Source organism: Pandoraea sp. LA3 (assembly GCF_022696215.1).
In the GTDB taxonomy this organism is placed as follows: Bacteria; Pseudomonadota; Gammaproteobacteria; order Burkholderiales; family Burkholderiaceae; genus Pandoraea; species Pandoraea capi.
The window spans coordinates 126,254-138,202 of record NZ_PTPY01000034.1; the positions used below are offsets into that span (position 1 = coordinate 126,254).

The following is an 11,949-nucleotide window of genomic DNA, read 5'->3' on the forward strand; positions in this document are numbered from 1 at the left end:
ACGTGAACGCGACTTCCATCCTCAACGAACTGGGCATTGCCAAACTGGCCGAGACCGGCGACATCGCCGTGCATTCGCCGATCAACGGCGAACTCATCGGCCGTGTGGCCAGCGCATCGGTGGCCGACGCGCAGGCCGCACTCGCCCGCGCGCAGACCGCCTTCACCGCATGGCGCAACGTGCCGGCCCCGCGTCGCGGAGAGCTGGTTCGCCTGCTCGGCGAAAAGCTGCGCGAGCGCAAGCAGGCACTCGGCGCACTGGTCACGCTCGAAGCCGGCAAGATCCTGCAAGAGGGTCTGGGTGAAGTGCAGGAAATGATCGACATCTGCGACTTCGCCGTCGGCCTGTCGCGTCAGTTGTACGGTCTGACGATCGCCTCGGAGCGTCCGGGCCACCGCATGGCCGAGACGTGGCACCCGATGGGCGTTTGCACCGTCATCTCCGCCTTCAACTTCCCGGTCGCCGTGTGGTCGTGGAACGCTGCGCTGGCACTCGTGTGCGGCAACGCCGTGGTGTGGAAGCCGTCGGAAAAGACGCCGCTGACCGCACTCGCCGTGAACAAGCTGATGGAAGAAGTCATCGCCGAATTCGGCGATGCCCCGGAAGGCCTGACGGCGCTGGTCATCGGCGGTCGCGACGTGGGTGAGGCGCTCGTCGCTGACCCGCGCTCTGCCATCGTGAGCGCCACGGGCAGCACGGAAATGGGCCGCAAGGTCGGCGTGGAAGTCGCGCGCCGCTTCGGTCGCTCGATCCTCGAACTCGGTGGCAATAACGCCGGCATCGTGACCGAAAGCGCCAACCCGGAACTCGCCCTGCGCGGCATTCTGTTCTCGGCCGTGGGCACCGCCGGTCAGCGCTGCACCACGCTGCGCCGCCTGTTCGTGCACGAGAGCGTGTACGACAAGACCGTCGAGCGTCTGAAGACGCTGTACGGCAAGGTCGCCATCGGCAACCCGCTGGAACGCGGCACGCTCATGGGTCCGCTGATCGACGAAGGCGCCTTCAAGCGCATGCAAAGTGCGCTTGAGCAAGCGCGTGCGCAAGGCGGCAAGGTCACGGGCGGCGAGCGCCACACCGTGACGGGCAACGAAGGCGGCTTCTACGTGACGCCCGCGATCGTCGAAATGCCGTCGCAGACGGAAGTCGTGCTGACGGAAACGTTCGCGCCGATTCTCTACGTGCTCAAGTACAGCGATTTCGCTCAGGCGATCGACGCCAACAATGCGTCGTCGCACGGTCTGTCGTCGTGCGTGTTCACGAACGACCTGCGCGAAGCCGAGCGCTTCACCTCGTCGGCCGGTAGCGACTGCGGTATCGCCAACGTCAACATCGGCCCGAGCGGCGCGGAAATCGGCGGCGCGTTCGGCGGCGAGAAGGAAACCGGCGGCGGCCGCGAGTCGGGCTCCGACGCGTGGAAGGGCTACATGCGCCGCGCGACCAACACCGTGAACTACTCTTCCGCCCTGCCGCTCGCGCAAGGCATCGACTTCTCGATCGAGTAAGTCGCGCTGGCAGCGCTCCGGCGTCGGACATGGCGGTCCCTGCGATCCTCGCGGCAACCGGCCCAGCCCGACGCCCGGCATCTGCCACCGATTCTGCCCGTGCCGGACGTGTTCAAGCGTCCGGCACCACCGCTTCCCCGACCGCACTCTCACGTCACGCTTTGAATAGCGAGGCTCTCATGTACGCATTCACCTCTCCATTCGCCAATCCGGCCGGCTCGCCGATTCGCGAACTGTTCAAGTATCTGGCCGAACCCGGCATGATTTCGTTCGCAGGCGGCTACCCGGCGAGCGATCTGTTCGATGTCGACGGTCTCGCGGCCGCTCAGGCGCGCGCCTTCGCATTGCCGACGCGCTGCCTGCAATACGGCCCGACCGATGGCCTCGCCGAGCTCAAGGCGCAGCTCATCGCCCTGATGGCGCAACGCGGCTCGCCATGCGCCTCGGAAGAACTGCTGGTGACGACAGGCTCGCAGCAAGGACTCGACCTGTTGCTGCGCGTGATGGTGGCGCCGGGCGATGTCGTGGTGACCGAGCAACCCGCCTATCCCGCGACGTTGCAGGCCTTGCGTCTGCAACAGGCGAAGATCGTGACGGTGCCCGTCGATGCGCACGGCCTGGACGTCGATCATCTGAGCGCGCTGCTGCGCGATGGCAAGATCGCCGTGCCCAAGCTGCTGTACACCGTGCCGACGTTCGCCAATCCGACGGGCGCAACGCTCTCGCGCGAGCGCCGCATTGCGCTGCTCAAACTCGCCGTCGAATATCACTTCGTGATCGTCGAAGACGATCCGTACGGCGATCTGCGTTTCGCAGGCGAGGCGGTGCCGACGATGCTCGGCCTGACGGCCGAAGTGCCGGGCTCGCGCGACTGGGTGGTGCACTTCTCCAGCCTGTCGAAGATCGTGGCGCCGGGGCTGCGCGTGGGCTGGACGGTCGCGCCGCCGGAGATTGCGCGTCGCTGTGTCGTCGCCAAGCAGACGGTCGATCTGTGCAGCGTGCCGTGGACGCAGGCCGTTGCCGCCGAGTATCTCGCCGAGGGGTCGCTCACGCGCCATTTGCCGAAGATCACCGAGGCTTACCGTCTCAAGTGCGAAGCGATGTGTGGTGCGCTCAGCGACAAGCTGGGCGATGCGATTCAGTTCCACGCGCCGCAGGGCGGCATGTTCGTGTGGGCGCGTCTGGCCGCCGTGAAGACCAGCGAACTGCTGCCGAATGCGATTGCCGAGAAGGTGCTGTTCGTGCCGGGCACGGCGTTCTTCGCCGAGCATGCGGACGAAGCGTCGCTGCGCCTGTCGTTCGCGGCGCCTGCCGTGACCGCGATCGAAGAAGGCGTGGCGCGTCTGGCGCGGGCGATGGAAGCCACGGGAAAATAAGACTGCCGCCATGACAACAGGGCCTCGGCCACCGTCGCTTTGCGCGACGAATGGCGAGGCCCCTATGGTTTGTGCTGACGGCGCGCACTGGCGCTCACCGGCGTCCGGCGACGCCGACAGCGCTTACAGCTTCACGCAGACGTTGCGCAGCTCAGTGTAGAACTCCAGCGAATGCACGCCGCCTTCGCGGCCGATGCCCGACTGCTTTGCACCGCCGAACGCGGTGCGCAGATCACGCAGGAACCACGCATTGATCCAGCACACGCCCACGTCGAGCGCCGCCCCCATGCGATGCGCGCGACTGACGTCCGACGTCCACACGGTGGCCGCCAGACCGTACGGCGTAGCGTTCGCCATCGCGATCACCTCGTCCTCCGTATCGAACGGCGCGATGTGGCAGCACGGCCCGAAGATTTCCTCCTGAATGACAGACGCTGTCTCCGGCAGTCCCGTCCAGATCGTGGGCTGGACCCAGGCGCCGTCCTTCATCGAGGCGGGCATGTCGGGCACACCGCCACCGGTCACGACCGTCGCGCCTTCGGCACGTGCCTTTTCGTAATACGACAGCACCTTCTCGCGATGCACTTGCGAGACGAGCGGCCCGAAGTTCGTACCTTCGGCGTACGGATCGCCCAGCTTCAGCGCTTCGGCGCGTGTCTTGAGCGCCTCGACGAAGCGATCGAAGATCGGACGCTGCACGTACACGCGCTCCGTCCCGAGGCAGACCTGACCGCTGTTGTCGAACGCCGAGCGCGTGATGCCCGCCACGGCCTTGTCGAAATCGGCGTCGGCGAACACGATCCCCGGGTTCTTGCCGCCCAGCTCGAACGACACCGGACGAACGCCGTTGGCCGCCGCCTTCATGATGGCTTCGCCGGTGCGCGTCTCGCCGGTGAAGGTAATGCCGTTCACGCCCGGATGCTCGGTGAGGAACGCGCCCGCCGACTCAGGACCGAAGCCGTGCACCACGTTGTACACCCCTGCCGGCACACCGACTTCGTTCATGACTTCGCCCAGCAGCGTCGCCGTGGCCGGGGTCTCTTCCGACGGCTTCACGACAACCGTGTTGCCGAACGCCAGCGCCGGACCGACCTTCCACGTCATGAGCAACAGCGGCAGATTCCACGGACAGACGACGGCGATCACGCCACGCGGCGTGCGCACGCCGTAGTTCAGCGCGTTGCCGCCATCGGGCGTCGTCATCGCGAACGACTCCGTCGGCACGTTCTTGATCATGTCCGCGAACACCTTGAAGTTCGCGGCGCCGCGCGGGATGTCCAGATGACTCGCCAGGCTGTGCGGCTTGCCCGTATCTGCGATTTCGGCAGCGAGGAAGTCGTCGAAGCGACGGTTGATGCCGTCGGCCACGGCATGCAGCAGCTCGACTCGCTGGGCGACCGTCATCTTGCCCCACGGGCCGTGCAGTGCGGCGCGGGCAGCACGCACGGCGGCGTCGACTTCGGCACGGCCGGCTTCGTGCACGTGACCGATCAGGCTGTTGTCGACCGGATTGCGGTTCTCGAAGGTGCGGGCGCTGGAAACCCACTCACCGTTGATGAAGTTCTGGAAATCCTTCATGTCTCACTCTCGTTCTGTCTGGATGGCTGCGGGACGACATCGCACGCCCCCCCGCAACAGAGGGGCGACGTCGGCATGGAGCACACGATAAATCCGGCGACCGATGGCCGTCAACATTTTCTCGAGAATTTTTATTTATCTCGATTGTTTGTCGATTTTGCGAAAATTCGACGGAAGCTGCCTATAATCCCAAACTCGATCGCGAAACCCGATCCAAGACTCGATCCCGAAACCCGATCGTCCCCGCCACCTCACCGTCCGCCGCATGCATAGCCCGACCCCATCCGCCGCCCCGACCGCCGACGCCACGCTGGCCCAGAGCGCTTACATGCGTCTGCGCAGCGACATCGTCGAGGGGCACCTCGCGCCGGGCGAAAAGCTGCGCGTCGAGCATCTGAAGGATCGTTACGAAGTTGGGGCGGGTACGTTGCGCGAGGCGCTCGCGTTGCTGGTCGCCGATGCGCTCGTCGTCCAGCACGGCCATCGCGGCTTTCGGGTGACGCCGATCTCGCTGGCCGACTTCATCGACATCACCGAGACGCGGGTGCAACTGGAGACGGAAGCGCTACGCCAGTCCGTCGCGCTGGGGGACGACACGTGGGAAGCCGATCTGACGAGCGCGTTTCACCTGCTCACGCTCGCCGAAGAGCGGTTGGGGGATGGCAAGACCGGCGACGGCGGCCAGTTCGCCCAGTGGGAAGTGCGCAACCGGGCGTTTCATGAAGTGCTGATCCGTGCGTGTCCGTCGCGCTGGCTGCATCACTTTCTGGCGATTCTGTATCGCCAGTCGGAGCGGTATCGACGGCTGTCGATCACGCATCGTCCGGTGCCGCGCGACGTGCATGAGGAGCATCGGGCGATCTTCGACGCCTGCCTCGCGCGCAACGCCGATAAAGCCGCCGCGCTGCTCGCCGCGCACATCCGCAAGACGCTCGAAGCCGTGCGCGAGCTGCCCGACGCCGTCATCAACGCCGGGACGGTGCCGCTCACGCCGGTGCGCTGAGCACGACACAGCCCCGTAACACCCGTTCAGCGCGGCAGGCTGTCGCGCACGATCTGCGCGAAGTAACGCGCGCCGAGCGGCAGAATCGCGTCGTTGAAGTCATAGCCGGCGTTGTGCAGCGGGATCGCGCCCGGCACATCGCCGCTGCCGTTACCGATGAATGCGAAGTTGCCCGGCACGTGCTGCAAGAAGACGCCGAAGTCTTCCGACGCCATCATCGGCGCGACGTCGTCATCGACGCCCGCCTCCCCCGCCACCGCCTTCGCGGCACGCACGGCGAGCGCCGTGTTATCGGCCCAGTTCACCGTCGGTGCAAATTCATGCGTGTACTCGAACTCGCAATGCGCACCGTGCATCGCACACGCGCCCATGCAAATCTCGCGCATGCGCGCTTCGAGCAACTGCTGAACGTCGGGGGTATAGCTTCGCGTGTCCCCCTTGATCACGACGTTCGTCGGAATCGCGTTGCGAATGCCGTCCGTGATGAACTCGGTGCATGACACCACCGCCGACAGCCCCGGATCGACGCTGCGCGATACCACGGTCTGAAGTGCCACCACGATCTGCGCGCCGATCACCAGCGGGTCGATGCCCATGTGCGGACGCGCCGCATGCGTGCCCTTGCCGCGAATCCGGATGACGAAGTTGTCCTCGCTCGCCATGATGCCGCCGGTGCGCGTGGCGATCCGTCCGGCCGGAATCCCCGGCATGTTGTGCACGCCGTAGATCGCATCGATGGGGAAGCGCGTGAGCAGCCCGTCGGCGATCATCGCCTTCGCGCCGCGGCCATGCTCCTCCGCGGGCTGGAAGATGAAGCGCACCGTGCCGTTGAAGTCACGCGACTCGGCGAGCAACTTCGCCGCGCCAAGCACCATCGACATGTGACCGTCATGCCCGCACGCATGCATCTTGCCGGGCACCTGCGACGCGTAATCGCGCCCCGGCGCCTGCTCGGCAATCGACAACGCGTCCATGTCGGCGCGAATGCCAATGGCGCCGCCACCCGTCCCCACGCGGAGGTTCGCCACGATGCCCGTGCCGCCGATGTTGCGGTGAACCTCCAGTCCGAGGCTCTCGAGAATCGTCGCGACCGTCTGCGACGTGGCAACCTCTTCGAATCCCGTCTCCGGCAACCGATGGAAGGCATGCCGCCAGCCGGTGAGCGCCTTGGCGAAATAGGTGTCCTGCGCGATGTCCTGACTCATGGCCGATTGCCCTTTTCCCGTGATGTCGATGATCTTGATGATGTCGTTATCAGCGTGCGAGCCAAGCCTGCTGACGCGCCTCGACGTCGGTTGCCGACTCGCCCACAAGCCCCGCATACACAGACGGTGCGGTCGCGCCTTCGGTATTGATGAGCAACACGCGCGAGTCGGCCGTCAGCCCGAGCGCCGCCGCCATCGCGGGCGTCGCCGCTGCCAGCGCCAGTCCGGCCAGCCCGGCCACGCCGGACTCTCCCGCGACGAACGGCACATCGCTGTCGCTGCCGCGCGCGAGACGCTGCATGGCATCGACCGCCTGCGCATCGGTGACGGTCATGAACGCGTCCACCGACGGTTGCAGGAAACGCCAGGCGAGCGGCGACGTCTCGCCACACGCCAGTCCGGCCATCACCGAATCGACCGACCCCGACGCCGAGGCCGCTTTCCCTGCGATGGCGCTCTGATAGAGGCAATCGGCCTGTTCCGGCTCGACGACCACGAACGTCGGACGCCACACCCCCCAACGCTCCCAAAGATAGCTCACGATCCCGGCGGCCAGCCCGCCCACGCCGCCTTGCAGAAAGACGTGCGTCACGGGGCTGGCAGCGCCCGCGCGCGACGCGTCGTCGTCGAGCGCTTCCGAGACCTCCGCCGCCACCGTGCCGTATCCCTGCATCACGTCGCGCGGAATGACTTCGTATCCATCGTAGGACGTATCCGAAACCACGTGCCACCCATGACGGGCGGCAAGCGCCGCCGCTTCTTCGACGGATGCGTCGTAGTTCCCGGCGATGCGCACGATCTCGGCGTCGTAAGCAGCAATCGCCTGCTCGCGTTCGTCGCTCACATGGGCGTGCAGCACGATCACGCAGCGACAGCCGATGCGCTGCGCTGCGGCCGCCAGCGCACGACCGTGGTTGCCGTCCGTGGCGCTGATGACGGTGAAGCCGCGCAGCGCTTCGCGGTGCTCCCCCGTGAGCAGCGACTGCGCCGTGAACTCCTGCGCCCCGAACTCGCGCAACAGCAGACGCACCAGTGCAATCGGCGCGCCGAGCGCCTTGAAGCTGCCGAGCGCCGATCGCTTCGCCTCGTCCTTCACGAGGATGCTGCGCACGCCGAGCGACGCGGCCAGACCGGGCAACGTGCGCAGCGGCGTGCTGCCGGGCGCGAGCCCGTCCCAATGCGCCAGCCACTCGCGGCTTTGCTGCGCACGCGCAATGCTCATGATGTCCTGAAGATCGGCCGGGTATGGCGCACGCGTGGCGTGAGGATTGACGTAAAGCATGGGGGGCTCCGGTGTTGCGGGATGTTCAGAAAAGACGATGGGGTGACGTGACGGCAAACGACATCACGCCGGCGCGGCGCCAAGACGATGCGCGACGACATCGAGCAGCACTTCGGCGCCGCGCACGAGCTGATCGTCGTCGGTATGCTCGCGCGGGTTGTGGCTGATGCCGCCCCGGCTGGGCACGAAGATCATGGCGGCCGGCGCGATGCGCGCGATCATCTGTGCATCGTGCCCGGCGCCCGACGTCATGCGTTTGTACGACAGGCCCATGCGCTTGACGCTGGCTTCGATGGCGTCTGCCAGTGCCGCATCGAAGACCACCGGCTGGAACCGTGCGAAGCGCTCGGTCGAGACACGCACACCCTCTTCCGCCGCCGTCTTCATCAGGAAATCGGCCAGACGCGCTTCGCTCTCGCTCAGGCGTTGCTCGTCCGGATCACGCATGTCGACAGTGAATACGGCACGACGCGGAATCACGTTGATGACACCCGGCTCGAACTTGATCGTGCCGACGGTCGCGAGCGTCGTGCCCGATTCGACAGCGATGCGGCGCAGTTCTGCCACCGTCGCGGCGGCCACGTAGCCCGCATCGTGACGCAGACGCGTCGGCGTCGTGCCCGCATGGTTGGCATTGCCCTGCACGGTGATCTGCTGCCACGAGATGCCCTGCAAGTTCTCGACGACGCCGATTTCCAGCCCCTCCGCTTCGAGGATCGGGCCTTGCTCGATGTGCAGTTCGAGGTACTCGTGCGGCACGAGCGTGCCCGGCGCCATGTCACCGGCGTAGCCGATGCGCACGAGTTCGTCGCCCAGACGCGCGCCGTCCGTGCCGATGGCGTCGAGCGCTTCCTCCACCGGCAGACCGCCGGCGTGGACCAGCGAACCCATCATGTCGGGGTGAAAGCGTGCGCCCTCCTCGTTGGTGAACGCTGCCACCGTGATCGGGCGCGAGGGCACGATGCCCGCGTCGCGAAACGCGCGGGCGACGGCCAGACCGCCGAGCACCCCGTAGCAACCGTCCAGCGCACCGGCGTTGATGACGGTGTCGATGTGCGAGCCCATCATCAACGGACGCGGCATCTGCCCCGATGCATCCTTCGCGGACGGCAGCGTGCCGAAGATGTTGCCGATGCGGTCGATCTGCACGTCGAGATCGAGCTCACGCATCCAGGCGACGACCTGATCGCGGCCAGCTTTCTCGTCGTCGGAAAGGGCGACGCGCGTGCGTCCGCCCGCGACAGGATCGGCGCCGATGTCACCGAGGTCACGCAGTTGTTGCAGCAGGACGGGGCCGTTCAGACGGAGGGCGGGGGTTTTCGTGTCGGACATGAGGCGGTCGGTCGTTCTTGTAGGTATGGAAAAGCGTGAAACGAAAAGCGGGAAGCGCATATTGCCGGGATGACGCCGGGAGGCGGCACGTTGCCGCTAGCGGAGTATCATCGGACAGCCTGAATAATATTCCGGGCAACGCGTACGATTCACGCGTTTTTGCCGTCTCAAGCGAACTTTTATTGCGCCCCATGAGCCTCGACAGCTACGACATCGCCCTGCTCGCGGCGATTCAGCAAGATGCGACGACGCCCCAGCACGCGCTGGGCGCACAGGTCAATCTGTCATCCGCAGCGGTGAACCGGCGGCTGAAGAAGCTCGCCGACGAAGGCGTGACACGCAAGACGGTGTCGCTGGTCGATCCCGAGCGCGTGGGCTATCCGCTCACGATCATCACGGAGGTCGAGGTCGAGAACGAGCGGCTCGATCTGCTCGACGCCATGAAACGCAGCTTTCTGGCGTGCCCGCAGGTGCAGCAGTGTTACTACGTCGCGGGGGAATGCGACTTCGTCGTGATCATGGTCGTGCAGAACATGGCGCAGTACACGGCGCTCACGCGCACGCTCTTCTTCGAGAGCAACAACGTGAAGCGCTTCAAGACGCTGGTCTCGATGAGCAACGTCAAGGTCGGACTGGAAGTGCCGCTGGACGCCGTCGCAGACTGAGCGTTGCGACGGCGCGGGCAGATTGGCGGTGGGTGGATTGACGGAATGCAGCGTGCCGACTCAGAACTTGTGCCGCAGCCCCGCCGTGACGTACATCTGCGAATTCACCCCGGCATCCACATACACAGTGGCGATGGCCGCCTGCGCCGGGCCGATGCCGTTGTAGCCGGAAGCATGCGCATAGGTCACCACACAGAAGAGATCGGTGCGCTTACTCAGACTGTAATCAACGGCGGCACTGACCTGATGGTAATGCGCCGACGAATCGCCCGAGGCATTCAGGTAGTCGTAGCCCGTCTGCGCCGCCAGGGCGGGCGTAATCTGCCACACGGCATAGACGGCATAGCTGTCGTAGCGCTGCGTCGTCTTGAATGTCGATGCGGCATCCGCGTTGTAGTACGACTGGCTGTAGTAGCCGCCGAGCGTCACGTTGCCTAACGTGTATCGTCCCCCGGCACGATAGATGTCGATGGACTTCGCGCTGGCATAGGCCCGGTTCACGGCACTGACGAAGAAGAAGTCCGTGGTGCTCGACGGACGCGCCACCGCACCGGCATTACCGTTGTCGACGTGCAGGTATCCGGCTGCCACGCGCGCAGGTCCAAAGGTGTAAGAACCCGCCGCGCTGTAGGTCTGTCCGGAGCCGGTCGCCCCCGCCACACCACCGAACGCATACATCCCCTCGATCTGCACGCCGCGCCACACGGGGCTCGTCCATTTCACCGAGTTGCCGACGCGCGCCGTGTTCTGCGAGTTGTCGACGTCACCCGGGGCCGTCCAGTAACCCGCCACGAAGAAGTTGCCCTGCGTGGGCAGCACCTGATCGACGAGCGGATCGTACTGACGCCCGATCAGCACCGCCCCCCACTCACGACTCGTCAGCCCCACGTAGGCCTGACGGCCGAACTCGCGCGAGCCTTGCAGCAGGCGCCCGTTGGTCGAATCGAAGCCATTCTCCAGCTTGAAGACGGATTGCAGCCCGCCACCGAGATCCTCGGTGCCGGTCAGGCCCCAGCGCGTGCCGAGGCCGTTGCCGGTCACCATCGATATCTGGCTCTGCTTGCCGCCCGCGTGATTCACATATTGCAGGCTGGTGTCGATGATGCCGTACAGCGTCACCGAACTCTGTGCCATCGCGACCGACGGCATCGCGCAGACAGCGCCCAGCAGCAGACCTGCCGCAATCGGCATCTTCATCATGATATTTCGCATAACTAATTAAATGAACAACGGTTGACGAATTCTCATTCGTCGACGTGGTGGAGTTTTCGCGTCGGACGATCCGTCGCCCGACGATTCAGCGCATTTACCGTTAGTGGTCGGGAGAGATTTCCTCGCGCAGCAAATCGACGTACGCCCGCATCGTGGCCACACGCCGCTCGCCGATGCGCTGCGCCGTGGTGGTCATGAGGCCATCGGCCAGATGCAGCAGTTTCGTTTCGAAGTGATCGAGTGCGAAGCGGCGGTCGTCCAGCTCACGATGGGCCGCGAACGGATCGACGGGGTCGTACAGCCGCGAGCCGTTGCGCCCTGCCACATAGAACGTGCGAGCGATGCCGATGGCGCCGATGGCATCGAGACGGTCGGCGTCGCGCAGCACACAAGCCTCGTGCGAACGCGGGGGAATGCCCGCCGAGAAGCTGTGCGCTTCGATGACGTGGGCAGTGGCATCGATGCGCGCCGCTTCCCAGCCCATCGTACGCAGCACGTCGCTGGCCTTGTCGGCGGACAGGCGCGACGCTTGCGAGCGGCGCGGATCGGTCTTCTCCACCGCCACGCAGTCATGCAGCAACGTGGCGACCGCGAGCATCTCCAGATCGAGCCCGGGCTCCTCGGCGGCGATCTCTTTCACCAGTTTCCAGACACGGATCAGATGCGACCAGTCGTGCGAGCCGTCGTCGCTGTCTTGCTGGCTGGCCTGCACGCCCATCGTGTCGAGTACGGCAGCGATGGTGTCGCCATGCGGATGAAAGGCCTGCAACAGCGGATTGTCGGAAGGCATCATG

10 protein-coding genes are annotated in these 11,949 nt (G+C 65.6%); 4 read left to right on the plus strand and 6 right to left on the minus strand.

The genetic code is table 11. The annotated features are described in order from the left end of the window. Positions 1-2 precede the first annotated feature (2 nt). Together C5N93_RS14790 and C5N93_RS14795 are read left to right on the plus strand one after the other, a co-directional pair. A complete protein-coding gene (locus C5N93_RS14790; RefSeq protein ID WP_242559856.1) occupies positions 3-1,502 on the plus strand; it encodes an aldehyde dehydrogenase family protein in 1,500 nt (499 codons plus the stop codon). A gap of 179 nt (positions 1,503-1,681) precedes the next feature. Next, entirely contained in the window at positions 1,682-2,878 is a 1,197-nt protein-coding gene (locus tag C5N93_RS14795; RefSeq protein ID WP_242559857.1) for a PLP-dependent aminotransferase family protein, read from the plus strand. Positions 2,879-3,001: 123 nt separating this feature from the next. Here the strand turns inward: C5N93_RS14795 and C5N93_RS14800 are convergent, their stop codons facing one another. Next, complete coding sequence (locus C5N93_RS14800; protein WP_242559858.1) at positions 3,002-4,456, minus strand: 2-hydroxymuconic semialdehyde dehydrogenase; 1,455 nt, start codon at positions 4,454-4,456, stop codon at positions 3,002-3,004. Between the two features lie 265 nt (positions 4,457-4,721). Here C5N93_RS14800 and C5N93_RS14805 point away from each other — a divergent pair, with 265 nt between their 5' ends. Next, positions 4,722-5,459: an FCD domain-containing protein gene (locus C5N93_RS14805; RefSeq protein ID WP_242559859.1), complete on the plus strand. Its 738-nt coding sequence runs from the start codon at positions 4,722-4,724 to the stop codon at positions 5,457-5,459. Positions 5,460-5,485: 26 nt separating this feature from the next. Here C5N93_RS14805 and C5N93_RS14810 read toward each other — a convergent pair whose 3' ends face one another. The 3 genes from C5N93_RS14810 to C5N93_RS14820 form a co-directional block, all read right to left on the minus strand. Beyond that, positions 5,486-6,664 carry a M20 aminoacylase family protein gene (locus tag C5N93_RS14810; protein ID WP_242559860.1) on the minus strand — a complete coding sequence of 393 codons (1,179 nt, stop codon included), beginning with the start codon at positions 6,662-6,664 and terminating at the stop codon, positions 5,486-5,488. A 49-nt stretch (positions 6,665-6,713) separates the two neighbouring features. Next, positions 6,714-7,946 carry a diaminopropionate ammonia-lyase gene (locus C5N93_RS14815; protein ID WP_242559861.1) on the minus strand — a complete coding sequence of 411 codons (1,233 nt, stop codon included), beginning with the start codon at positions 7,944-7,946 and terminating at the stop codon, positions 6,714-6,716. Positions 7,947-8,009: 63 nt separating this feature from the next. Then, positions 8,010-9,278: a Zn-dependent hydrolase gene (locus C5N93_RS14820; protein ID WP_242559862.1), complete on the minus strand. Its 1,269-nt coding sequence runs from the start codon at positions 9,276-9,278 to the stop codon at positions 8,010-8,012. A gap of 191 nt (positions 9,279-9,469) precedes the next feature. Between C5N93_RS14820 and C5N93_RS14825 the strand changes: the two genes are divergently transcribed. Beyond that, positions 9,470-9,943, plus strand: a complete 474-nt coding sequence (locus C5N93_RS14825; RefSeq protein WP_069340255.1) for an Lrp/AsnC family transcriptional regulator — start codon at positions 9,470-9,472, stop codon at positions 9,941-9,943. 60 nt (positions 9,944-10,003) lie between these two features. On the opposite strand, the gene C5N93_RS14830 is transcribed toward C5N93_RS14825, so the two are convergent. Continuing rightward, positions 10,004-11,143: a porin gene (locus C5N93_RS14830; protein WP_347403308.1), complete on the minus strand. Its 1,140-nt coding sequence runs from the start codon at positions 11,141-11,143 to the stop codon at positions 10,004-10,006. A 112-nt stretch (positions 11,144-11,255) separates the two neighbouring features. Then, the gene (locus C5N93_RS14835; protein WP_242559863.1) at positions 11,256-11,948 is read right to left on the minus strand and encodes an HD domain-containing protein; all 693 of its coding nucleotides are present in this window, start codon (positions 11,946-11,948) and stop codon (positions 11,256-11,258) included. Position 11,949: the final 1 nt, after the last annotated feature.

Excerpts from the sequence above, each read along its gene's own strand:
- C5N93_RS14795 (WP_242559857.1), top strand. The coding sequence starts at position 1,682 with ATGTACGCATTCACCTCTCCATTCGCCAATCCGGCCGGCTCGCCGATT.
- C5N93_RS14800 (WP_242559858.1), bottom strand. The coding sequence starts at position 4,456 with ATGAAGGATTTCCAGAACTTCATCAACGGTGAGTGGGTTTCCAGCGCC.
- C5N93_RS14805 (WP_242559859.1), top strand. The coding sequence starts at position 4,722 with ATGCATAGCCCGACCCCATCCGCCGCCCCGACCGCCGACGCCACGCTG.
- C5N93_RS14810 (WP_242559860.1), bottom strand. The coding sequence starts at position 6,664 with ATGAGTCAGGACATCGCGCAGGACACCTATTTCGCCAAGGCGCTCACC.
- C5N93_RS14815 (WP_242559861.1), bottom strand. The coding sequence starts at position 7,946 with ATGCTTTACGTCAATCCTCACGCCACGCGTGCGCCATACCCGGCCGAT.
- C5N93_RS14820 (WP_242559862.1), bottom strand. The coding sequence starts at position 9,278 with ATGTCCGACACGAAAACCCCCGCCCTCCGTCTGAACGGCCCCGTCCTG.
- C5N93_RS14825 (WP_069340255.1), top strand. The coding sequence starts at position 9,470 with ATGAGCCTCGACAGCTACGACATCGCCCTGCTCGCGGCGATTCAGCAA.
- C5N93_RS14830 (WP_347403308.1), bottom strand. The coding sequence starts at position 11,143 with ATGATGAAGATGCCGATTGCGGCAGGTCTGCTGCTGGGCGCTGTCTGC.
- C5N93_RS14835 (WP_242559863.1), bottom strand. The coding sequence starts at position 11,948 with ATGATGCCTTCCGACAATCCGCTGTTGCAGGCCTTTCATCCGCATGGC.